This window comes from Pseudoalteromonas piratica (assembly GCF_000788395.1).
Lineage (GTDB): Bacteria > Pseudomonadota > Gammaproteobacteria > Enterobacterales > Alteromonadaceae > Pseudoalteromonas > Pseudoalteromonas piratica.
This window is the reverse complement of sequence record NZ_CP009888.1, coordinates 973,261-995,451: the sequence shown is the minus strand read 5'-3', so window position 1 is coordinate 995,451 and position 22,191 is coordinate 973,261. Positions and strand designations below refer to the sequence as shown.

The 22,191-nt window shown below is 40.4% G+C and carries 24 protein-coding genes; 2 read left to right on the top strand and 22 right to left on the bottom strand.

Annotation, left to right across the window (positions count from 1 at the left end; translation table 11 throughout):
• Positions 1 to 2: 2 nt before the first annotated feature.
• From OM33_RS04585 to ccoG, 10 genes are all read right to left on the bottom strand, one after another.
• Positions 3 to 404, bottom strand: a complete 402-nt coding sequence (locus OM33_RS04585; protein ID WP_038639289.1) for an ACT domain-containing protein — start codon at positions 402 to 404, stop codon at positions 3 to 5.
• Between the two features lie 69 nt (positions 405 to 473).
• The gene (gene leuD, locus OM33_RS04580; protein ID WP_038639286.1) at positions 474 to 1,073 is read right to left on the bottom strand and encodes a 3-isopropylmalate dehydratase small subunit; all 600 of its coding nucleotides are present in this window, start codon (positions 1,071 to 1,073) and stop codon (positions 474 to 476) included.
• Positions 1,073 to 2,473: a 3-isopropylmalate dehydratase large subunit gene (gene leuC, locus OM33_RS04575; RefSeq protein ID WP_038639283.1), complete on the bottom strand. Its 1,401-nt coding sequence runs from the start codon at positions 2,471 to 2,473 to the stop codon at positions 1,073 to 1,075. Before leuC ends, leuD begins: the two co-directional genes overlap by 1 nt.
• 56 nt (positions 2,474 to 2,529) lie before the next feature.
• The gene (leuB, locus tag OM33_RS04570) at positions 2,530 to 3,609 is read right to left on the bottom strand and encodes a 3-isopropylmalate dehydrogenase (RefSeq protein ID WP_038639281.1); all 1,080 of its coding nucleotides are present in this window, start codon (positions 3,607 to 3,609) and stop codon (positions 2,530 to 2,532) included.
• Entirely contained in the window at positions 3,606 to 5,153 is a 1,548-nt protein-coding gene (gene leuA, locus OM33_RS04565; RefSeq protein WP_038639278.1) for a 2-isopropylmalate synthase, read from the bottom strand. The genes leuB and leuA overlap by 4 nt, the downstream gene beginning before the upstream one ends.
• Before the next feature lie 361 nt (positions 5,154 to 5,514).
• Positions 5,515 to 6,624, bottom strand: a complete 1,110-nt coding sequence (locus OM33_RS04560) for an EAL domain-containing protein (RefSeq protein ID WP_199922504.1) — start codon at positions 6,622 to 6,624, stop codon at positions 5,515 to 5,517.
• 306 nt (positions 6,625 to 6,930) lie between these two features.
• Entirely contained in the window at positions 6,931 to 7,563 is a 633-nt protein-coding gene (locus tag OM33_RS04555; protein WP_038639274.1) for a thiol:disulfide interchange protein DsbA/DsbL, read from the bottom strand.
• A gap of 11 nt (positions 7,564 to 7,574) precedes the next feature.
• Complete coding sequence (locus OM33_RS04550; protein WP_038639272.1) at positions 7,575 to 8,201, bottom strand: thiol:disulfide interchange protein DsbA/DsbL; 627 nt, start codon at positions 8,199 to 8,201, stop codon at positions 7,575 to 7,577.
• A gap of 9 nt (positions 8,202 to 8,210) precedes the next feature.
• Entirely contained in the window at positions 8,211 to 9,185 is a 975-nt protein-coding gene (locus tag OM33_RS04545) for a serine/threonine protein kinase (RefSeq protein ID WP_038639267.1), read from the bottom strand.
• Positions 9,186 to 10,610, bottom strand: a complete 1,425-nt coding sequence (gene ccoG, locus OM33_RS04540; RefSeq protein ID WP_038639265.1) for a cytochrome c oxidase accessory protein CcoG — start codon at positions 10,608 to 10,610, stop codon at positions 9,186 to 9,188. It abuts the gene before it with no gap.
• Between the two features lie 127 nt (positions 10,611 to 10,737).
• Here ccoG and OM33_RS04535 point away from each other — a divergent pair, with 127 nt between their 5' ends.
• Together OM33_RS04535 and OM33_RS04530 are read left to right on the top strand one after the other, a co-directional pair.
• Positions 10,738 to 11,085, top strand: a complete 348-nt coding sequence (locus tag OM33_RS04535) for a hypothetical protein (RefSeq protein WP_038639263.1) — start codon at positions 10,738 to 10,740, stop codon at positions 11,083 to 11,085.
• A complete protein-coding gene (locus OM33_RS04530; protein ID WP_234402723.1) occupies positions 11,085 to 11,288 on the top strand; it encodes a hypothetical protein in 204 nt (67 codons plus the stop codon). Before OM33_RS04535 ends, OM33_RS04530 begins: the two co-directional genes overlap by 1 nt.
• A 48-nt stretch (positions 11,289 to 11,336) precedes the next feature.
• On the opposite strand, the gene OM33_RS04525 is transcribed toward OM33_RS04530, so the two are convergent.
• The 12 genes from OM33_RS04525 to gspD are packed head-to-tail and all read right to left on the bottom strand — an operon-like array spanning position 11,337 to position 22,184.
• Positions 11,337 to 11,930 carry a UPF0149 family protein gene (locus OM33_RS04525; protein ID WP_038639260.1) on the bottom strand — a complete coding sequence of 198 codons (594 nt, stop codon included), beginning with the start codon at positions 11,928 to 11,930 and terminating at the stop codon, positions 11,337 to 11,339.
• Positions 11,931 to 11,938: 8 nt separating this feature from the next.
• Complete coding sequence (locus OM33_RS04520) at positions 11,939 to 12,706, bottom strand: type II secretion system protein N (protein ID WP_038639257.1); 768 nt, start codon at positions 12,704 to 12,706, stop codon at positions 11,939 to 11,941.
• A gap of 1 nt (position 12,707) precedes the next feature.
• Positions 12,708 to 13,178: a type II secretion system protein GspM gene (gspM, locus tag OM33_RS04515; RefSeq protein ID WP_038639254.1), complete on the bottom strand. Its 471-nt coding sequence runs from the start codon at positions 13,176 to 13,178 to the stop codon at positions 12,708 to 12,710.
• Entirely contained in the window at positions 13,175 to 14,371 is a 1,197-nt protein-coding gene (gene gspL / locus OM33_RS04510; protein ID WP_038639251.1) for a type II secretion system protein GspL, read from the bottom strand. Before gspL ends, gspM begins: the two co-directional genes overlap by 4 nt.
• A complete protein-coding gene (gene gspK / locus OM33_RS04505) occupies positions 14,368 to 15,351 on the bottom strand; it encodes a type II secretion system minor pseudopilin GspK (RefSeq protein ID WP_081991006.1) in 984 nt (327 codons plus the stop codon). Before gspK ends, gspL begins: the two co-directional genes overlap by 4 nt.
• Positions 15,348 to 15,971, bottom strand: a complete 624-nt coding sequence (gene gspJ / locus OM33_RS04500; protein ID WP_052140894.1) for a type II secretion system minor pseudopilin GspJ — start codon at positions 15,969 to 15,971, stop codon at positions 15,348 to 15,350. Before gspJ ends, gspK begins: the two co-directional genes overlap by 4 nt.
• Positions 15,972 to 16,346 (bottom strand): type II secretion system minor pseudopilin GspI, encoded by a 375-nt coding sequence (gene gspI / locus OM33_RS04495; RefSeq protein ID WP_038639248.1) that lies wholly within the window; start codon positions 16,344 to 16,346, stop codon positions 15,972 to 15,974.
• Positions 16,339 to 16,923 (bottom strand): type II secretion system minor pseudopilin GspH, encoded by a 585-nt coding sequence (gene gspH, locus OM33_RS04490; RefSeq protein ID WP_038639244.1) that lies wholly within the window; start codon positions 16,921 to 16,923, stop codon positions 16,339 to 16,341. The genes gspI and gspH overlap by 8 nt, the downstream gene beginning before the upstream one ends.
• 22 nt (positions 16,924 to 16,945) lie before the next feature.
• Entirely contained in the window at positions 16,946 to 17,371 is a 426-nt protein-coding gene (gene gspG / locus OM33_RS04485) for a type II secretion system major pseudopilin GspG (RefSeq protein ID WP_038639241.1), read from the bottom strand.
• 25 nt (positions 17,372 to 17,396) lie between these two features.
• On the bottom strand, positions 17,397 to 18,617 hold the full coding sequence (gspF, locus tag OM33_RS04480; protein WP_038639237.1) for a type II secretion system inner membrane protein GspF: 1,221 nt from the start codon (positions 18,615 to 18,617) through the stop codon (positions 17,397 to 17,399).
• Entirely contained in the window at positions 18,617 to 20,125 is a 1,509-nt protein-coding gene (gene gspE / locus OM33_RS04475; protein WP_052140893.1) for a type II secretion system ATPase GspE, read from the bottom strand. Before gspE ends, gspF begins: the two co-directional genes overlap by 1 nt.
• The gene (gene gspD / locus OM33_RS04470) at positions 20,118 to 22,184 is read right to left on the bottom strand and encodes a type II secretion system secretin GspD (protein WP_038639234.1); all 2,067 of its coding nucleotides are present in this window, start codon (positions 22,182 to 22,184) and stop codon (positions 20,118 to 20,120) included. Before gspD ends, gspE begins: the two co-directional genes overlap by 8 nt.
• Between the last annotated feature and the right edge of the window lie 7 nt (positions 22,185 to 22,191).

Here is a 22,191-nt window from a genome sequence, read left to right as displayed (position 1 = left end):
TTTTACCCTTGTTGTTTGGTTAAAAATTCTAGCGTTTCAATTGCTTTCTCAGCATCTTGTTTCGCAACCAAAATATGATCATGATAAAACCCTGCAACCACATTAGCGCTAATATTATTTTTTGCCAAGGCTGTTGAAAACGCTGCGGTTAAACCAACTGCATCAAGACTTGAATGAATTTGTAAAGTGATCAAAGAAAACTCTGAACTGTAGGGTAACTGCCATTCATCTGCCTGCGCTTTGGTTAAAATAAGTGTGATACCTTCTGGTTCATTAATGCGAGCAAACACCTTATCCATATCTAAGGAATCGACCGTTTTTGTGCTTACAAACACATAGTTGTCTGGTTGTAACATGGGCTGCATATGCTTTATGAGTTGTTGTAGGTTCGTTTCACCGCTCATTTTCGTTCCTTATAAAATTAAAAAAGGCTGTAAACACAGCCTTTTTAGAATTCTAATTTCAAACAGTCATTATTGCCAAGCCCTTTGGCTTGCAAGTTGTTGTTCAAACGCATCTATTTTATCGTTTAACGTTTCAGTTACACCGATAAAATCAAGCCCTGATAACAAACGCTGTTTAATATCAGGACGAATACTAAAACCAATATCATCAAATTGCTCACTCTTAATAACTTGGTTTTCTAAATCGATCTCCACATTCACTTGCTCAATTTGCTCGGTTACCGCGAATAACTTATCGAGCGTCTCGCTTGGAAGTGCAATTGCTAACATTTGGTTATTCATGCAGTTATTGAAGAATATATCGGCAAAGCTTTCAGCTAAAATCACCGTGAAACCGTATTGCTTTAACGCCCAAGGCGCATGTTCACGGGATGAACCACAACCAAAGTTATCACGTGTAAGCAGCACACTTGCTCCTTGATAGCGCGCTTCATTTAAAATGAATTCAGGGTTGGCATCACCATTTTCCAAATAGCGCCAATCATAAAAAAGCGCTTTATCAAAACCGTCACGACTGGTTGAGGTTAGAAACTGCTTAGGAATAATTTGGTCTGTGTCGACATTATTTTTATCAAGTGGCGCCATTAATCCGCTATGAAAAACACTCATTAGATTCCTCCTCGAATATCAACAAAACGACCATGAATTGCCGCTGCGGCTGCCATTGCAGGACTAACTAAGTGGGTACGCCCACCACGACCTTGGCGACCTTCAAAATTACGGTTAGACGTTGAAGCACAACGCTTGCCCGCACCTAAACGGTCGTCATTCATTGCTAAGCACATTGAACAACCCGGCTCACGCCATTCAAAACCAGCTTGTTTGAAAATATCCGCTAACCCTTCTTCTTCCGCTTGTTGTTTAACAAGGCCAGATCCAGGTACAACTAAGGCTTCAACACCTTCAGCCACTTTTTTCCCTTTCACTAAAGAAGCTGCAGCTCGCAAATCTTCTATACGGCTATTAGTACAGCTGCCAATAAATACAGTATCAACGTCGACATCTGCAATTTTTTGACCTGGTTGTAAATCCATATAAGCCAGTGCACGTCGAATCGCATCGGCTTTAATCAAATCACTTTGCGCGTCAGGATCAGGAATTGTTTGATCAATACCAATCACCTGCTCTGGGCTCGTGCCCCATGTCACTTGCGGTTGTATCTCTTGTGCATTTAAAATAACAGTCTGGTCAAATACAGCATCATCATCGCTCTTTAAGGTTTGCCAATATGCAACCGCTTGATGCCAATCATCACCTTTAGGCGCAAATGGACGCCCTTCAAGATAGTCGTATGTAGCTTGATCCGGTGCAATTAAGCCTGCTTTAGCACCCATTTCAATGCTCATATTGCACAATGTCATGCGTGCTTCCATAGAAAGCGCACTAATTGCTTCACCACAAAATTCTGCAACATACCCTGTACCACCAGCAGTACCTAATTTACCTATCACCGCTAAAATAATGTCTTTTGCGGTTACACCTAGATTGATTTGGCCATCTATTTGGATTTTTAAGCTCTTAGCTTTTTTCTGCTGAAGGGTTTGCGTTGCTAATACATGTTCAACTTCAGAAGTACCAATACCATGAGCTAACGCACCAAAAGCACCGTGGGTAGAGGTATGGCTATCACCACACACAATGGTTGTACCGGGTAAGGTAATCCCCTGTTCCGGCCCCATTACATGCACAATACCTTGGTTAATTGAATTCAAATCGTACAGTACAATGCCAAATTCTTCGCAGTTTTCCTTTAATGCAACCAACTGATTTTTAGATACTTCACTAGCAGCATCCAAAGAGCGGCTCTTAGTTGAAACATTGTGGTCCATAGTCGCAAATGTTTTTTCTGGACAACGCACTTTACGATTTGCTTCACGTAAACCAGCAAATGCTTGTGGTGATGTTACTTCATGGACTAAGTGTCTATCGATGTATAGCAAATCGCTCTCATCGTTAATTGCAATCACTTTATGCGACTGCCAAATTTTGTCATATAAGGTCTGAGCCACGTCATTCCCCTTGCTAGTTTTGGTGACGGTGGCCTGAGTTTCAGGCCAAATAAAAATTAAATACGTGCAATGATTTCTTTTGCAACATCGCGTGTGGTGTAGCCAGCAGATGGATAAATATCTGGTGTACCTACCCCAGCAGCTACAGCTTCAGCAACGGCTTTCTCAATGGTACGCGCAGCTTCATCTTGTTTAAGCGAATAACGTAACATTAATGCTGCACTTAGAATTTGCGCAATCGGGTTGGCAATGCCTTTGCCGGCAATGTCAGGCGCAGAGCCGCCTGCAGGTTCATATAAACCAAAACCCGTTTGATTTAAGCTTGCAGAAGGCAATAAGCCCATAGATCCGGTGATCATTGCACATTCATCAGAAAGAATGTCGCCAAACAAGTTATCGCATAACAGCACATCAAATTGACTTGGCTCTTTTACCAGCTGCATTGTTGCGTTATCAATGTAGATATAATCAAGTGCTACATCGGGGTAATCTTTACTTACTTCCGTAACCACTTCTCGCCATAACACGCTTGATGCCAGCACGTTCGCTTTATCAACAGACGTTACTTTATTAGCGCGTAATTTTGCCGCTTCAAATGCAAAGCGCGCGATGCGTTCTATTTCTTTGCGCGAGTATGTTTGTGTATCGAATGCATATTCTTCAGCACCTTCTCCACTACGGCCTTTATCACCAAAATAAATACCCCCCGTTAATTCACGTACACATAAAATATCAAAGCCTTTCGAACTAATATCTGCACGTAATGGTGAAGCGGCACTTAATGCTGGTAATAACTGTGCCGGACGTAAGTTACAAAACAAGCCAAAGTGTTTGCGTAACGGTAATAACGATGCACGCTCTGGTTGCTCTGCTGGCGGTAACCCTTCCCATTTTGGTCCACCCACTGAGCCAAATAAAATTGCATCTGCTTGCTCACACGCAGCCAACGTTGTGTCAGGCAGTGCTTTGCCAAATTGATCAATGGCTGCACCACCAATTGCATGATGATTTAAGCTTAACGAGAAGTTAAATTTTTCACTTACGGCACTTAGTACATCAATAGCCGCGGTCATTACTTCCGGTCCAATACCGTCACCTGCTAATACTGCAATATCGTAACTTGCTTGACTGCTCATACTGCTTTCCTTTGTAGTTTTAAATCGGACACTTGTTGTGCACGATGAATTAAGTTGTGAACTCGAATTAAAGCCCGTACTGACGCTTCAACAATGTCTGCAGCTAAACCTGCACCATGGTATTGGCGACCATCAAATTTAGCGATAATGTCTACTTGCCCAAGAGACGCTTCCCCTTGGCCTGTTGCATCTAAATTATATTCAATAATTTCAATATCCATATTAGTCATACGTTTAATAGCTTTAAACGATGCCTCTACCGGCCCATTTCCTGTAGCTGCTTCTGTCATTTCTTTTCCACCAATTGTCATACCAACACTACTACTAGCAACTGACTGTGAATTTGATGTGGAATGGACAAAAGATAATTGATAAAAATCGCTTTCATTTGATTGATTATTGAAATAAATCATTGCTTCTAAGTCATAGTCATAGACTGTGCCTTTCTGATCTGCCAAGGCTAGAAAGCTTTCGTATAATGAATCCATATCATAATCTTCAGGCTGGTAGCCTAATTCACTTAAGCGATGCTGGATAACGTGACGACCTGAACGCGAGGTCATATTTAACTGATTGTTGGGCACACCAACGGTTTCCGGCGACATAATTTCATAGGTATTTTGTGCTTTAAGCACACCGTCTTGGTGAATACCTGAACTATGTGCAAACGCATTCTCACCAACAATCGCTTTATTCGGCTGCACAGGCATATTACAGATTTGACTAATTTGGCGTGACGCGCGGTAAATTTCTTCACTAACAATATCGGTATGTAATTTAAGGTGATCTTCACGCATTTTTAAGATCATCGATACTTCTTCAAGTGAACAGTTGCCTGCGCGCTCACCAATACCGTTCACTGTACATTCAATTTGTCGTGCACCGGCTTGTACTGCAGCAATAGAGTTTGCAACCGCTAAACCTAAATCATTATGGCAATGCACGCTTAATCGCGCTTTATCAATATTGGGCACATTATTCATTAAATGTGTAATCATCGCCGCATATTCGTCAGGCGTAACATAACCAACAGTATCTGGTAAGTTGATTGTTGATGCGCCCGCGTTTATTGCAGCTTCTACAATACGACATAAATCAGCATGTGGAGTGCGCCCTGCATCTTCACATGAAAACTCTACGTCATCAGTATAGTGTCGTGCTTGTTTAATTGAACGAACAGCCATCGCAGTTGCATCATCTAAACTCATACGTAGTTTATGTTCTAAGTGCAAAGGGCTGGTTGCAATAAAGGTATGAATACGGCTCTTTTCTGCAGGTCGCAAGGCAAGACCACAGGCTTCAATGTCCTTTTCGACGGCACGGGCTAAACCGCAAATAGCTGGCCCTTTAACTTCTCGAGCTATGCGCTCAACGGCTCTAAAATCAGCTGGGCTAGAAACTGGGAAACCCACTTCCATTACATCTACGTTGAGGCGACTAATTGCATGCGCTAACTGAATCTTGTCATCCTCTGTAAGACTCGCTTTTAAGGCTTGCTCGCCATCTCGTAACGTTGTATCAAATATCCAAATTTTATCGCTCATACCAGTACCTTTGCCCTAACATAAAAAAACCCCGCATTTAGCGGGGTTTTTGCAAACTTTTCAGTCAAACACACTAAGCCCCGCTTCTGCACTTAAGCAGTAAGAGGTTATTTAGAAGTAGGCTAATCGTGTTGTAAGACATATTTATTTGGTTTCCATCATTAACTGAGTCAATTTAACCATTAGAACCCACGCATGACAAGCATAAAAAAACCACAAAAAGCGAATTAAACGCCATTACTTGAAATTATTAAAACAACTAAACACCCAATAAAGAATAAATTAACCAAAAACAGTCAAACCAAAAATTTATTAGTTAATTACACTAAGCACCCTGCATAAAAAAAATAATTAAACTTTTTTAATTTACACAGTTATTTTTCAACATTTCAAATACCTGATTTACAGGAATAGGTGGCGCAAGGTAATACCCTTGCATAAAACTACGCGTAAAATTATTTTGTACCAATTTTTGTTGTTGATAACTTTCTATTTTTACAAATACAAAATCCACACTGTTATGATGATAAAACTTGGCCACCTTATCAGTGTCTTCTTTGTCTAGTTTTTGTAATTGCGCAACAGGCACTTTTACTTCATCGATTACCAAAGGAAGCTTTTCAAGTTTGTGCAATACATCATCATCACCATCAATTGCTAAACCAAAACCCTGTTCTTTTAAGCCTGCAAGTAAGCCGATCACTTTGCTGTTTGAGCTGTAAAATGCATCAAGTGGAAACTCAAAAATGATTTTGCTTGGATTAATACCTGCAATATTGAGGTATTGAGACATTACCTGGTACAAATCATATTGACCTAAGTCGATAAGCGATAAATTAATCGATAACCTTACACTACTGAATGCCGGCAGCACTTCTGCAATCCGTTTAAAGAAAACATCACTAAAAAGATGAATTAGCTGATGCTTTTCAATGGCATCCATGACTTCTTTTGTGCTTAGCTTAATACCATTTTCTTGAAATCTTACCAGGCACTCAAATCCAGAAAGCTTTTCATTTTGACTGCGAAACTCAGGTTGAAAATCAAGGTTGATACTGTCTCTACGCGCCAAAAGAGTTTCGAGTTTTTCCTTATCGATTATTTTTTCGGTCACGGCGCGTTGACTAAACACTTGGTTAAAATCACTCAATTTGACGGGTTTATTAATTTGTGCGATGAGCTGACAAGGTAAGAAAATTGGAACAGCATCCCCTTCAGCTAACAACAACACTAAACGCCCTTTAAAACCCGTACCCAGTAACCAGCTAGGCATATCAATATCACTAAACGAATTAATTGATATCACTAAAGTATCATCACTGGTCCCTTGAACAATTTCACCTTGTAGCCGCACAAGATCACCGGTTGTAAAAATACGACCCGCCCAGAGATACTCAATACATTTTTGTGTGGTGCTTCGTTGCTCTTCGTTATGATCAAATATAAAGACAGTTTGCTCTCTCGAATCCATTTTAACGTCCTGCTTTGTTGCATTCTTTAAGTCAAGCATAGAACGTTATAATTACCAGTGAATTAGCCCCCTTTTTATAGCAAAAATGTTGAGTATGAGATCATAACAAGCGCAGTATAAGTTAAACGTTAGCAAGGTGGAGTGTCTTATCTCATTTCTCTAAAAAGATATACTAAACGCTGTTTACATCATATCTATCCCAATAGCATATTCAGCTCTTTGAGTGAATGGGTGCAACTTTTTAAGCCTTGATTTCAGACATAAAAAAAGGCGCTTAAATCGCGCCTTTTTAAATAATGTTAAAAACTACTTCTGAGCAAGGTAGTTAATTAACTTAGCCATATCTTCTGCACTTGCGATGTCTGACTTACGACCAAAGTTAACTTTATACTTACCATTTACAATAAATGTAGGAACTGAACCTAGAGCACCTTTGCTTTTGTAAAACTCCTGCTCTTTACTCATCTTCTTTGTTTTCGTGCGAACACCAAAGCTTTTGTAGTATTTTTCAAAGGTTGCAGCATCAACGCCTTTTGCAGCAAATACATCTTTGATATCTGCCACTTCATTAAAGCTTTTACGCTCACCATGAATATGATTAAAAATACCTGCAATTAGCTGATCTTTCTCAGGAAGAACTTCTGCTGTAGCTAACGCTTGCGATAGCATTTCTTGATTTTCTTTTGATTTACCACCCATAAAATTCACGTGTGCCTTTTTGAAGGTCACGTCTTTATTTAACATTGGTTTTAAATCGTAAATTACGTTTTCCATATTATTACATGCAGGGCAATAGAATGAGAAAAACTCTGTCACTTCTGGTTTCTTAGTAGCGCGATCAGAGATCACATCATAATGCACACCTTCTTGGTACTGGTTTGCAATTGCCACAACCGGCAATGCTAAAGCTAAAAGTGCAGCTTTAAAAAATGCTTTCATTTCTTACTCCGTTATTTTTTTAATAAGTATTCAACCAGAGCCTTCAATTCATCATATGATTTGATGCTGGTAAGCTCAATGCGGTAAATGTCGTTAACGATAAAAGTTGGAACGCCAGTTAGTGCATTTAATTCTGCAAAGCGGTTTTGTTGTTCAACCATGTACTGCTCTTGTGCAGTAATTGCCATACTACCTGCTAACTGTTTAAATTTTTCTTCAGTCATCACATCGTTTAAAACAAATAAACGACGCACATCATCGATTGTTGAGAAGCTGCCGCGGTTACGGTGAATAAACGAAAAAATCGCATCGCTTGCTTCGTTCGCCTTGCCAGCTTGTTTCGCAATTAAATAAGCGGTTGAAAGCAACGATTGTGTTTCAGGTGTAATTCCTCTTAAGAAATTAACATGACTTTTTACAAACGTTCCTTCTGGTAGCTCTTTGTTTAAACGCTGAGCAATCATTTCAAAGTTATAGCAGTGTGGACAGTAGTATGAAAAGAATTCAGTTACCTGAGGCTTTTCTGATTTTTCTGTTTTAATGAGGGAAAAGTGCTCACCCTCTTCAAATTTAAACTCCGATGCAAACAGTGCAAGCGGAAAAATTAGTGCAACAATAAAAAATAACTTCTTAGTCATAGGGTTCTCTTATGGCAAAAGCTTTAACGGTGCTTCATGCAACGCAGCCAATTGCTCCTTTAAACTTAATATTTGTTGTTCCCAGTATTTGTCTGATGCAAACCATGAAAAGTTCCGTTGAAATGCTAAATCTTTCCAACGCTTAGCGAGCCATCCCATGTAATTTATCATACGAAGAGCACGTAAAGGTTCAATTAGGTGCAGTTCTTTTAAGTCGAACGAAGAGAATTCATCATACGCACACAAAAGGGTATCCATTTGTATCCGTTGTTCTTGTTCGTCACCACTTAACATCATCCATAAATCTTGCACCGCAGGTCCTTGACGTGCGTCATCTAAATCGACAAATGTCAGTTCATTACCAGTCCACAGAATATTGCCAATATGACAATCTCCATGCAAGCGGATCACGTTATTTGGCTGATATTTCTCACCAGCTAATGCTATCACCTGATCTAACACTGTAATAAAAGGCGTTTCTAAGCTCGGAGTAATTAAATTACTGTCTATTAGCGAAGTTCTTGCATCATGTAAAAATTCTTGGCTGCTAATGGTTGGTCGAACTGTGAAAGGTTTAGTGCTAGAAACATTATGCAAACGGCCTATAAAGCGTCCTAAAACCTCTAAATGATCGTAGTTATCCGCTTCAAATGTTCTGCCACCGACACTCGGGAACAAAGCAAAACGATAGCCTTGATATTCGAATAGGCTTGTGTTGTCGCGTTTAATTGGTGCAACAACGGGCACCTCACCTTCTAGTAACTCAAAGCTAAAATCATGCTCTTCTAGAATTTGCTCTGTACGCCAACGCTCTGGGCGGTAAAACTTCACAACATAGCGTTTAGAATCTTCCGCAACAAACTGATAGACACGATTTTCATAGCTGTTGAGTGCTAATAATCCTGATGTTGGATACACACCAATACTTTCAATCGCATCTAAAATACGATCAGGTGTTAAATCACTAAAATCAAATGCTGACATTTAACGCCCTTTAAAGAACTTACTCGGCTGAGCAAGTTGTGTGTCAGGTAGATCAACACGTTGCAACACAAAATTAAATTCGCTAATAGGTGTTGTTAAATCATAAGGGTCAATCGCAATTGATAACGGTAAACTGTACGACTCGCCTGAACGAATGTTTACTTCAGTTTTACCTATAATCGTGAAATTATTTAGCCCCTCAACCGAGATTTGGTAGCTATGATCTTGTTGTGATTTGTTGAGGATTTTTAGAGTGTACGTATTTTCCACTAACCCATCATTATTAATTCTGTAAAGCTGATTTCGGTCGCGAATTATATCTAAGTCCATCGGGATTCGGGTCATTACATCGGCGACAAAAATTCCGCAAATTACCAACATGACCACCAAATAGCCAATGATTTTAGGGCGTAAGGCATGGGTTTTCTTGTCTGAGGTTAAATTGCGTTCTGTCGTGTAAGAGATAAGACCTTTGTCATAATTCATCTTCTCCATCACTTCATCACAAGCGTCGATACACGCACCGCAGTTTATACATTCATATTGCAAACCGTTACGAATATCGATGCCAGTTGGGCAGACATGCACACACATTTTACAATCGATGCAGTCTCCAAGTCCCATTTCTTTTGGATTTTGCTTTCTACCACGAGGACCTCGGTTCTCACCACGCTTTTCATCATAACTTACGGTGAAGGTGTCTTGATCAAACATCGCTGACTGAAAGCGCGAATAAGGACACATATGTAAACACATAATCTCACGCATCCAGCCTGCATTACCGTAGGTACAAAACGTAAAAAATAGCACGCCACCAACAGCATAAGCTGTCGCTTCAAAGGTAAAGAAATCGACCATCAATTCACGGATCGGTGTGAAGTAACCAACAAACGTTAGTGAAGTAAATAGCGAAAAGGCCACCCAACTAAAATGCTTCGCCGATTTACGCCAAAATTTATCAAAATCCATTTTGCGTTGGTCGAGTTTTTTACGCTGGTTTGCCGTGCCTTCAATCTTTTCTTCAAACCAAATAAAGATAAATGTCCACACTGTTTGCGGACACATATATCCGCACCAAACTCGACCATAAAAGGTAGTCACTAAAAACAGGGCAAACGCACCAATCATAAAAATCCACGCCAAAATGGTAAGATCTTGAGGCCACAGCGTCATACCAAAAATATTAAACTTTTGGTTAAAGATATCGAAAAGCACTGCTTGATGACCATTGAAGCTTATCCATGGCAAAAGCATAAAACTCAACATAGCAACAAAGCCTAGGTATTTACGTAATTTTTGATGCAGCCCCTTCACCGCACGAACATAAATGCGATTGCGTGGATTAAAGCGATCAAACTTTTCAGCATCTGGCTTATGAATCTTTACTTCGGTTGGTATATTTTTGACTTTAATTTGCTTGTCCATGGCGCCCCTAGGTGTGCAAACTTCTTTTAAGTTGTTTAATTATAACAATTGTCTTTGCTAGTGCGATGCATTTTATTAAACTAAATAACCAGCAAATAGGTGCTAAATCAAAAAAAAGAAAAATATTATGAAAAATTACTTTTTATTTGTCTTAATTCTACTCATTCTAGTGAGTGTTGATCACCCGAGCATCGCCAAGCCTCGCCAAGAACTTTTTGACAAGATAATGGGCGTATTAAGTGATTCGAGCAAAGTAAAAACAGATCAAGAAGCAAGGCGCTCACTCGAACGCATTAAAGAAAAACTTCGCCTTTCACAAACAGCTGAAGATTATTTAGATAAACAATTTGCTACAAACCCAAAAATGGATTCATTCAACACACGTTATTGTCGAAATAAAGAGCTTAACTCTTATTTTTATGGTGATGATTTAAGACAGATTTGCAAAATTATCAGAGAAGAAACTGAAAAATAATGATGGATTTTTCTCAGCTCAATAAAAAGTTTGCTCAAAACTTTAATGATCAAAAAGCGATACTAAAGAAACTGTTACAAGGCAAAGCAGTTAACTGTACTAGTTGTAACAAACCACTTAGTGTGAAGCTAAATGAAAAAGAAGCTGAGTTTTTGGTAAGCTGCAAAACAGGTTGCACACAGCTTACCTTAGAAATTGATTAATAGTACTTGGTGATCTTAGCTAGAAAATCGCTTTTTAATGAAAAGCATTTAAGCGAAATCACCATCGTCCTCATCAACCACTAAACCGGCATCAAGCACACAGGCTTCAATAAGTTCAGCGTAGCCCTCTGCAAATGATGTAATCAATTCAAGTACATCGCCACACAAATTAGCATCATTGGACAAATCTGCAAAAAAGCATAAGTAACCCAATGCCATGCCTAATGCTTCACTTAACTCTGAGTTCAATTGGGTGCTAGACACAATCGGCTCAATATAATGCGCTATTCCCAATGCAAAGCCATGTGCCCATAAATGAAGCTCTGAATTACTCGCTAGGTTTGCACTATTTGGTGACACTATCTCAATACGAGAAGGCAGGTTATACCCATGCTCAAAAACTTGCTCACTGACGTCATTATGAAATGCCATTAACGCAAACAACTTATCATCTGCAAGTTCAGCACTTTTTTCACCAAGAGCCTGGCTCACCCACACATCTTCTATGATCGGTGATGGCGCCGCAACGAGAGCAAATAAAAAGCCCTCTAACTGTGCCAACGGCATTGCAACTTTATTCATTTCATCACTGGCCAACCAATTGGCTAGGGCTAATTTATCTGCTTGATTAAATTCAATCATGGTTTTTCTTAAAACTTAAACGAGTAACGGCCATTATTATCAGGTCTACCCAAAAACTTTACGGCATCATGTACTTGCTTTGGCATGGTTGCATCAGGCTTCACAAAGCCACTAATACTCATAACTCGAAGACCATACTGCGCCTCAAGCTGCAGTCCCAGCTGGTTTTGCTCACTAATATTTAAACCAAGCGCACCATTATTACAACTGAGTTTACCTTGAATCGTGTCAAACTCTATCCACCCTTGTAACCCTTGGACAGATAAATTATGAGTTTCAGCATTACCCGATAATTCATCACATAATTTAGTTTTATCCATTAAAGGAAATATAGCCTTATCCAGTTTAACTTTTAGGTTACCCTTAGTAGGTAATGGCATCGGCAGTTTCACATTCTGCATCAGCATGCTTGTTGGCAAACGCACATTAGCACGACTCAGTTCAATCGAATTAGCTGAAATGGGTAATTGCACACTTGCCTTGCCATAAGGTGTCTCAAAACCTCGTAAGCTACCGAAATTAAGGTCTGCATCTAAATTACCGGTGAACAAACTCAGAGGTTTAAGTTGCCATGCTAACTTTTCAATCAACTGCTGATTAAATTGCGCTTGGGCAATTCGTCCTTGCCAAATAGTGCCAGTTACACCTGCTAGCTTAACATTTTGAGGTAAATAACTTTGCGCTAGGCCAAGCACAACTGATGCTGGAGCCAAATAAATCACAAAAGCAATAAACGAAAAAATAAATAAAAAAATGAGTGAAATCGTTTTCTTCATATTACTTTTCAACCACCAAACGACTTATGCTAACCATACCGGGTTCTGCACCACGGTTTATATCGATAGCTGAAATTGTTAAACCACTTTGCTCAACCAAAGACTCCAGCCAAGGCAGTAGTTTATTAAACTCTACGGCTTCGATTGTTAATCGCAAGGTATCATCTTTTGGTTGCATCTTGCTGATATTGATTTGTGCACGGCGGCTAGACACATTAATAATTTGGCTTAAGCTGCCACTTGCAGCCACTTTACCTTGACCACTGCCCTTAATTTTTGCTGCACTTTGTTTCACGTATTGCACTAACTCTTGCTGCTGAAGTAATGCTTTTTCAGCTTTCTCAATTTTGTTGTTAAGTGGGCGAATAATCAGCATCACAATAACAAACAGCGCAAATATGGCTCCAGCACACTTTAATAACAATTGTTCGTTTGGCTTAAGGTTTTGCCAATAGGTTTCTAATTGATTCATAAACCTGCCTTAATTTTAATTTCGCCAACCACTAAATTACCTGAATTACTTAATGATCCTTGCTCAACGGTTAATGATGCTTGCTCTAATCGCTGCTTTACAAGGTTAAAGCTTTGAAAATCTTTTGCACTGGCGCGTAAACGTAACTCGCCACGCTTACTGTCAAAACGAAGCGTTTCAGGTGTAAAGCCTTCAACATCTTTAAAGACGGGTGTTAAATGATGTAATAAAAACAAAAAGCCCGTTTCTCCGCCGGAAGACAGCTGTGCTAACTTTCCTTGGATTTGGCGACGTATCAAATTTGGTCTCACTTTGCCACCCGGGAACGCTTGCTGATATGCCTCAATTGCTTGCGCTTTAGCAATTGCAACTTGTTGTTCTAGTTGATACGCAGTAACCGCCTTCAAAACTAAACCAAACAATAGCGCGACTCCTGCCGCTATTGCTGGAACTTGCCAAAGCGACCAAGCACCAGTACTTTGCTTTTTAACCTGAAACGCACCTTGCAACATATTAAAGCTTTGCGAAGGTAACTGTTTTGCAAAAATAGCTAGCGGTAAATCATAGTCTTCAAGCTTTTTGATACTATTTGAATAGACAAAATCCAAATCGCTTAAATGCGCCATTGGTTTGTCTTCCAATGTCACAAGAAAGTCATTTACCCAACTGGTATCAACTTCAGCAATTCGCCAATCATTAAGTTTAAATAACCACGTATCACTGAGCGATGTAGCTGTGATCTCTGCGTCTTCATAGTGTGGTAGCAACAATGCATCAGGCAAGACACGTGTAGGCGCTAATTCTGATGTTTTTAATACCTGAAGCCAGCTTTCAAACCATGAGCGCTGACACACAGAGACTTGAATTGCATGTTTGTCGTCAATCATGCAAGGCTCGCCAATACTAATCAGCACATCATCTAATTCACAAGCAAGCTCTTCTTCCATCATAAAAGGCAAGGCAGCTTCAAGCTTGCGATTAAATTTGGTTGGCAAACTAACCGTTTTTAATTGCACTTTAGTTGCAGGCAACAAGGCCACAATATCGCGTGTTTTAGCTTTTTCACTGAGCTCTTCCAACGCTAAGCTATTACTTATTTGGCCACTTGCAATCGCCTCATCTGCATTGCTAATTAACCAATGGATTGGATCGTTAGGGGTATGGCCTAAACGAATCATTAAGGTTTCTTTCACTGTACGCCTCCAAATCTACGCGCCAGTACACTAACTTTTTGATTATCTGTTATATGTATTATGGATTTCATCGCAAAATTCGTTTCAAAGAAGCTAGCCTTGATATGTGCTTCAAAATAATTACTGTTTGTGACAAAGCGCTCATCTTTATCATTTAATGATTGTGCGCCATTTTGTGTTGCATCACTGATAAATTTACTCAGTTGGTCCCAGCCATCATCGGGACGCTGGCTTATGATCGTTTCAGCTTGGCTCTCTGAAATATTCAGCATTGCAGCCAATAAAAGACTCTGCTCTGCCTGCAAAGTATTTACATTGATTTTAAAAGTATCACTTTGCGGGATTACGCAAACATATGGTTTTAGTTTTTCCACCACAATCGGATTAAACCCTCGCACCAAACGCAATTCTGAGACGCTGGCAAAATAATTGTTCGCTGTCATGTAAGGAATACTGTATGACATGTATTCTCCTTCTTCGACACCTTGACGCTTGGGCATACTATCTACATCGAGCCAATCATAGACACTATCAGCCAGTGTTTCTTTTGATTCTTCCAGCGGTAAATCAGGAATAAGATCAAGTAACGCCTCTAATGTCTTGTGCGCTTCATTAAAGGTTTGAGTTCCGCCATTGTTTTGCGGTTCAAAGCGCACTGCATTGAGGTTTAAGCACGCTTGTAGGTCAATAATTTTGCCTGCAATAGTACCATCTTCCACTGGATATGGCGGCGTTTCCACAGCCCATTTTTGCGATAAGTCGATATGATCGTTTTTTTCTTTTTTAACTTCAATCAGCACGCGTTTTGCTAATGCTTCACCTGCCATAGCATACCAACGTGCTTGTTGCTGCAATACCAAATTACTTGAACGCTGCACTTCAACCATTAAACGCGCATTCATCTTAACCGCCAAAGAGGCAGCCATTGCCACGACAAATAATACGATGATCAATGCCGCACCCGACTGTCTAAACATCATGATTTAGACTCCTGCTCAGGCAGTAAAAAAATTCGGCTAACGGTAATATCATCCGCTAGCGCAACTTCAACTTTAATGGCTTTGGGTAAGGTCGGAACCGTCCAGTTTTCTTCCCATGTTTCATTATTTCCACGAAAGCGAATGGTAAAGTCTTTAATATTTTCGAGCAGTATTTGGCTTTTCGGCTCGGTACCATCGAGTGAATCAACATAAATACGGTATTTTCTAACTAAATGGTCTTCTTCTACCACGTAGCTGAATAATTGTAATTCGCTGCGCGGCAATAAATTCACCGGATTACTCCAGCCATCTCGCACACCAGCAATACCATGATATTGGCTATCAAACAAAAAACGGTCTGCCACTAAGAACTGTTCTAAGCTGTCACCAGATTCATTGCGCGTATTGCGCAGTGCTAACTGAGTAAAATCTTGCTGCAACATTCTAAATGCGGTGTTCAAAGCGCCAATTTCTGCCACTTTTTCTTTAGAGTTTTGATTAGCATTAATTGCAGTAGATAAAATCTGATGGCTTGCTAAGGTGATCATCGCTAAAACAGCAAGTGCCACCAGCACTTCAATTAAGGTAAAACCAAACGCTTTTTGATTTCGCATCAGCATTTAGTTAGCCCCATTCTTGGTAATATACGTGATGAGTTCATACACATCATGTTTGCGTGCTTCATCTGAATAGACAACTACACGCGCTTCAAGCAGATCGTTACTTTCTGTTTTAGTGATTTTGTGACGCCAGTAGAACTTCACACCTGCTTGCTCTTCATCACCTGTTTTGCCATCACTAGGAGGCCAACTTGTAGTTAAAGTTAATTCCGCCAACTGATTTTCAGCAACCCAGCTCGCTAACTGTTGCTCTTCAATATTTGAAAGATGATTAATGTGATCACCAACGGCTTTCATCGCTGCAATACCCGCAAGCGCACAAATTGCCATTGCGACCATTACCTCTAATAGCGTAAAGCCGCGACTACTAGACATTGTCACTCGGCTCCTGAGATAGCTCAACAGGTGCCATAAGCTCACCTTTGATAAAGTAAGGCTTTGCTCTGTCGTTTTCTTTTAACTCGAGTTCAATTTGGAAAGGGCTGACTTCACCCGATGATAGTAACAACACCTGCGGAATTTTCATTTTTTCGAGCTCCAACAAGCTCTCTTCATCTTCGCTGTTAAGAAGCTGTCGCCAGTCTACTTGTTGTAGCAAATTTTCTTCGCCCCAAGGAAGATCTTCCAGCACCAATTCAACATTAATAAATTCGCTGAATTGATGAGGCTTCAGAACATCTTGTTCTGAAATCACAACCCACTTTTCACCGTTAAACGCCAGCAATTCGAAAGTATTGGTATTTTCATCAATATGAAAGCCAAGCTCAAACTGGTTCATTACCGCGTATTCAGATGCAAGGTTTATCATGGTGTGAAGCTTAAGCGCTTCTTGCTCAAGTTGTTCTTCATCTTGATCGTTGAGCGTCAGCACAACGAGGTTCATGGCAAAGCCGATAATTACTAATACCGCTAAAATTTCGAGTAAGCTGAATCCGCTTTGCCACTTTTTCATAGATATAAACTCACGCGATTAATTAGCGCTCGTCTTCTTCATCCCAGTTGCCGATATCATCTTCTGTACCTGCAACACCATCAGGGCCCATTGAGAAAATATCTACTTTGCTAAATTCACCTGGGCTAACAAGTTGATATGGGCTCTCCCATGGATCAACCGGTAACTTCTCGATAAAACCGCCTTCTGGAAAGCGCTTTGGTAAAGGTTCAATCGTCGTTTCTTCAACTAACGCTTCTAAACCTTGTTCAGTAGTTGGGTAACGGTTATTACGTAGCTTGTACATATTCATTGCATCTTCTAATGCACTAATATCAATACGCGCTTTATCAATTTTTGCTTCTTCTTGTTGACCCATAATGTTCGGCGCAACTATGGCCATGATCATGCCAATAATTACCAGAACTACCATGATTTCAAGTAATGAAAATCCACTTTGCTTTTTCATTTAACACCTCTATAAAACTTAACGCTTATCCAATCGCGTTATTCATCGCCATAATTGGCTGTAAAATTGCCATTACAATAAACATGACAATGACTGCCATTAGCGCAATCATTAATGGCTCTAGAAGCTTTAGTGATACATTCACTAACGCTTCAAATTCTTTATCTTGGTTGTCCGCTGAGCGTTCTAACATTTGCTCAAGTTCACCTGACTTTTCACCACTGGCTATCATATGCAGCATCATAGGTGGAAATAACTTGGTTTGGTCAAGCGATGCTTTTAGACTTGCACCTTCACTCACTTTTACCGCAGCTTCAGCAACAGCAGCTTTCATTTTCTCATTGGCAAGTACTTCTCCTGATATACGCATTCCCTCTAATAAGGGAACAGAGCTAGAAGAAAGTATGCTTAAAGTTCTAGCAAAGCGAGCAGTATTGAGACCACGCGCCACTTTTCCGATAAATGGCAATTGCAGAACGCGCGAGTCAAACCAAAAGCGTGCTTTTGGCTTTTTCAGCGTGTGCTTGATAGCAAAGATACTTGCCACTATCGCAATAATTGACGCAAGCCAATAATTTTGAATAAAGTTACTCGCTGCTATAACTGTTTCAGTTGTCCAAGGTAATGCGAGTTTAGAGCTTTGGAACGATTTCACAATGGTAGGTACGACTGTTCCTAACAAAATCGAAACAATGGCTACAGCAAACACCACTAAAATAATTGGGTACACCATAGCTTGTGTAATCTGACTGCGCATATGCTGTCTTTGTTCCGTGTAGTCAGCTAATCGCATTAATACTTGATCGAGATGACCTGATTTTTCACCTGCGGCAACCATAGCGCGGTACAAGTGATCGAAGATATGAGGAAATTCCGCTAGGCCTTCAGCCAAGCTATAACCTTCAACGACTTTTGAACGTACCGACATTAACATGCTTTTTAAACGAGGCTTTTCGCATTGTTCTGCAACAGCAAGAACAGCAGCTTCAACAGGCAATGCAGACTGCACAAGTGTTGCTAATTGGCGCGTGATTAAGGATAACTCATGGGCTGAAATTTTCGCCTTAAAGAGCCCGCCACCACTTTTAGCTTGCTGTTTTTCTTTATCTGCAGCTTGGGTTACCTCAAGTGGAGTAAGTCCTTGCTCACGCAGCATACTCCTTATTTGCTTAGCAGTATCGGCTTCAAGCAGACCTTTTTTGTTTTTTCCTCGGCTATCAAGTGCCTTGTATTCAAACGCAGCCACTAACCTTCCTCACGCGTTACTCGAAGTACTTCTTCCAGTGACGTTTGCCCTGCAAGTACTCGATTGCACCCGTCTTGGCGAATACTCGGCGTCGTTTTGCGAACGTATTTTTCAACTGCTTGCTCACCCTTACCATCATGTATAAGTTCGCGAACCGCTTCATCGACTACCAGTAATTCATGAATACCTGTTCGACCTTTATAGCCATTGTTATTACATTCGCTACAACCAACAGGACGACAAATTTCTACGCCTTTACCATACTCAATGCCAAGCAATTCACACTCGCGCTCATCAGCAACATGTGACGACTTACAGTCACACAAAGTACGAACTAGGCGCTGCGATAGCACCCCTAGTAGTGACGAGGAAAGTAAGAAAGGCTCAACACCCATATCTTCCATACGCGTAATGGCGCCAGCAGCGGTATTGGTATGCAGCGTTGATAATACTAAGTGACCCGTTAAGGAAGCTTGTACACCAATTTGCGCTGTTTCTAAATCACGAATCTCCCCCACCATCACCACATCGGGGTCTTGACGTAAGATAGCACGCAAACCGCGAGCAAAGGTCATATCTACTTTAGGGTTAACCTGTGTTTGACCAATACCGGGAATTTCGTATTCAATAGGATCTTCAACCGTTAAGATATTACGGTCTCGGGTGTTAATTTCGGTCATACCTGCGTACAAGGTAGTACTTTTACCTGAACCCGTTGGGCCAGTTACCAAAATAATGCCATGCGGTTTGCGAATTAATTCAGCAAATGTCTTACGGTTATGTTCTGACATACCTAGATCTTCAAGATCTAGACGGGCATTATTTTTATCTAGAAGACGTAATACAACACGCTCACCAAAGCTTGATGGCATGGTTGAAACACGCACATCCACCGCGCGACCAGCAATACGAAGACTAATACGGCCATCTTGAGGTACGCGTTTTTCAGCAATATCGAGCTTTGCCATTACCTTGATACGTGAAACAAGTAATGAAGCAAGCTTTCTATTTGGCTCGAGCACTTCCTTTAAAACACCATCAACACGGAAACGTATTACTAAGTTTTGCTCAAACGTTTCAATGTGAATATCTGAAGCACCTTCTTTGATTGCTTCACCTAACATGGCATTAATCAGTTTAATGATCGGTGCGTCATCTTCAGAAGCAAGCAAGTCTTCAGTTTGCGGTAACTCTTCGGCTAATGAAAATAAGTCCACTTCATTGCCGATGTCTTCCATAATTTGCTGGGTTTCTGAGCTATCGCGCTGGTATGCTGCTTCTAACAGTAATTCAAACTCATTGCTATCAACTTGTTTTAGCCTAAAGTTTGAAGCCGCAACTCGCCTAACCTCAAGTAAAGCTTGCTGATTTAACGTGCCTGCATAGCTAACGACCAATTCATTATTGATAGTTTGCATTAAGATGTTAAAACGCTTAGCAAAGTTGAACGGCAAACGCTTAACAGTTACCGCAGGCGCTGTATTAACCTCAGAAACTAGTTCAGTCATCGTTCTGGTTCTTTTTATTTTCGTCGTGTAAGAACTCTTGATAAGTTGGTGGTAATACCAACGCATCATTCCACTCAGGCAGTACAGGTGGTACTTCATTTGGCATTAAATCAATACCATCATCTTTGCGTTTAACTTGCTCACCACGAATAAAGTTATATTTGCCATGGCTTAGTTTGTTCATACTATCGCTGTCACGCAAAATAGTTGGACGAATAAATACCAGCAAGTTACGTTTTTGCTTAGTTGAAGAGGTTGATTTAAATAAGTGACCCAGTACTGGGATGTCACCTAGTAAAGGTACTTTTTGCACACTTTCTTGCACGTTTTCGTCAATTAAGCCACCGAGAATTACCATGCTACCGTCATCGGCCAGTACAGTGTTGCTAATCGAACGCTTGTTAATTGAAATATCAACCGCTGTTGCACCAGATACACTGGAAACTTCTTGTTCGATTTTTAATTGAACCGCCGAACCTTCATTGATTTGTGGTGTTACTTTCAGCTTTACACCCACTTCTTTACGTTCTACCGTTTGGAATGGGTTGGTATTGTTGCTGCTTGACGTTGAGCCAGTAAGAATCGGTACTTCTTGACCTACCAACATTGAAGCTTCTTCATTATCCATCGTGGTTACTGAAGGTGTTGCAAGAATATTTGAATTAGTATCAGATGCCACTGCTTGTACAATTGCAGCCCAATCATTTTTCGCGATTCCTACTGCTAAACCACTAATACTGCTAAGCAAACCAGCCAAAGGTTCCAAGTTACCCTCTACGGTTTTCTCGATTGGGGTTACATTACCTGTTTCGCCACCGATTACATTGTCAGTAATGGTTTTATCACGCGCCACTTCTGCAGCTGCTGCAATTGAACCAATTGGTGCGCTGCTGCCGTTATTAAACTGCACCATGCCGCCTTGTTCTGAAATCCATTGTAAGCCAAAGTTAATGCCATCTCCTTCAAGTACTTCAACGATAATGGCTTCGACTAAAACTTGCGCTCGACGTACATCCAGATCTTTTATTACTTTTTCGAGTGAGCGCATCACATCAGGGTTAGCGGTGATAACAACAGAGTTTGTATCTTCGTGCGCCTCAATACTAATTTCATTTTTTCGTGATGAACGCGCTTTCGCTTTACCTTGATTTTGCTCGTCGTTGATTGACTTACTGACACCTTGCAGCACTTTTACTAAATCTTCTGCCTTGGCATAGCTTAAATAAAATACTTTTGTATTGCCCTGCGTTTCTAACTCGTTATCTAAGCGTTTAATCAGTTCAATAGCACGCTCACGCGCTTCACCTTCACCACTTACAATTACGCTGTTAGTGCGTTCATCAGCAACGACTTTAGGAATAAGAAAAGCTGGGATATCATTTTTGCCGCTGGCAGGCTTGTAGATAGTTTCAACTACAGAAACAACATCTGACGCAGTCGCATAGCTCAGTTTCACAATATCAACTGATTGGTCACCTGCACGGTCAACTTGTTTAATAACTTGAACTAAACGATTCACTGTTGCTGCATGACCAGTCAACATCATTACGTTTGAAGCTGTATACTGTGCTACGTGGCTACCACCTTTTTGGTCACTAAACTGACGAACAACTGGCCCTAACTCTTGTACGCTAACATTTTTTACACGTACAACACGGGTGATCATCATATCCCCAGTAACTTCTTCGCCATCATCAAGTACAGGCACATTCTTTTTGCGGCCATCAGCACTTTTATCAATTTTGATAAAGCCGGTTTCCATCTCAATTGCAGTGTAACCATATACTTCAAGCACATTTAAGAAAAACTCGTAATAAAGTTCTTCATTCATTGACTCGTAGCTGCGTACATTAATTTTGCCACGAACATTTGGATTAATAATGATGGTCTTTTTTAAATCTTTACCAACAACATTAATAAACTCTGTGATCTCTGTGTTTTTAAAACTTGGGGAATACTCCACAGCAAGCGCCGAATAGGAAACACCTGCAGCTACTAATACAGCTGCATATTTGCTTAGTCCTTTGCAAACCTTAGTGAGGTTTAACAAGCTTTTCATTTAGTTA

Coding starts and splice junctions, on each gene's coding strand:
- OM33_RS04585 (WP_038639289.1), bottom strand. CDS start 404: ATGAGCGGTGAAACGAACCTACAACAACTCATAAAGCATATGCAGCCC.
- leuD (WP_038639286.1), bottom strand. CDS start 1,073: ATGAGTGTTTTTCATAGCGGATTAATGGCGCCACTTGATAAAAATAAT.
- leuB (WP_038639281.1), bottom strand. CDS start 3,609: ATGAGCAGTCAAGCAAGTTACGATATTGCAGTATTAGCAGGTGACGGT.
- leuA (WP_038639278.1), bottom strand. CDS start 5,153: ATGAGCGATAAAATTTGGATATTTGATACAACGTTACGAGATGGCGAG.
- OM33_RS04560 (WP_199922504.1), bottom strand. CDS start 6,624: ATGGATTCGAGAGAGCAAACTGTCTTTATATTTGATCATAACGAAGAG.
- OM33_RS04555 (WP_038639274.1), bottom strand. CDS start 7,563: ATGAAAGCATTTTTTAAAGCTGCACTTTTAGCTTTAGCATTGCCGGTT.
- OM33_RS04550 (WP_038639272.1), bottom strand. CDS start 8,201: ATGACTAAGAAGTTATTTTTTATTGTTGCACTAATTTTTCCGCTTGCA.
- OM33_RS04545 (WP_038639267.1), bottom strand. CDS start 9,185: ATGTCAGCATTTGATTTTAGTGATTTAACACCTGATCGTATTTTAGAT.
- ccoG (WP_038639265.1), bottom strand. CDS start 10,610: ATGGACAAGCAAATTAAAGTCAAAAATATACCAACCGAAGTAAAGATT.
- OM33_RS04535 (WP_038639263.1), top strand. CDS start 10,738: ATGAAAAATTACTTTTTATTTGTCTTAATTCTACTCATTCTAGTGAGT.
- OM33_RS04530 (WP_234402723.1), top strand. CDS start 11,085: ATGATGGATTTTTCTCAGCTCAATAAAAAGTTTGCTCAAAACTTTAAT.
- OM33_RS04525 (WP_038639260.1), bottom strand. CDS start 11,930: ATGATTGAATTTAATCAAGCAGATAAATTAGCCCTAGCCAATTGGTTG.
- OM33_RS04520 (WP_038639257.1), bottom strand. CDS start 12,706: ATGAAGAAAACGATTTCACTCATTTTTTTATTTATTTTTTCGTTTATT.
- gspM (WP_038639254.1), bottom strand. CDS start 13,178: ATGAATCAATTAGAAACCTATTGGCAAAACCTTAAGCCAAACGAACAA.
- gspK (WP_081991006.1), bottom strand. CDS start 15,351: ATGATGTTTAGACAGTCGGGTGCGGCATTGATCATCGTATTATTTGTC.
- gspJ (WP_052140894.1), bottom strand. CDS start 15,971: ATGCTGATGCGAAATCAAAAAGCGTTTGGTTTTACCTTAATTGAAGTG.
- gspI (WP_038639248.1), bottom strand. CDS start 16,346: ATGTCTAGTAGTCGCGGCTTTACGCTATTAGAGGTAATGGTCGCAATG.
- gspH (WP_038639244.1), bottom strand. CDS start 16,923: ATGAAAAAGTGGCAAAGCGGATTCAGCTTACTCGAAATTTTAGCGGTA.
- gspG (WP_038639241.1), bottom strand. CDS start 17,371: ATGAAAAAGCAAAGTGGATTTTCATTACTTGAAATCATGGTAGTTCTG.
- gspE (WP_052140893.1), bottom strand. CDS start 20,125: ATGACTGAACTAGTTTCTGAGGTTAATACAGCGCCTGCGGTAACTGTT.
- gspD (WP_038639234.1), bottom strand. CDS start 22,184: ATGAAAAGCTTGTTAAACCTCACTAAGGTTTGCAAAGGACTAAGCAAA.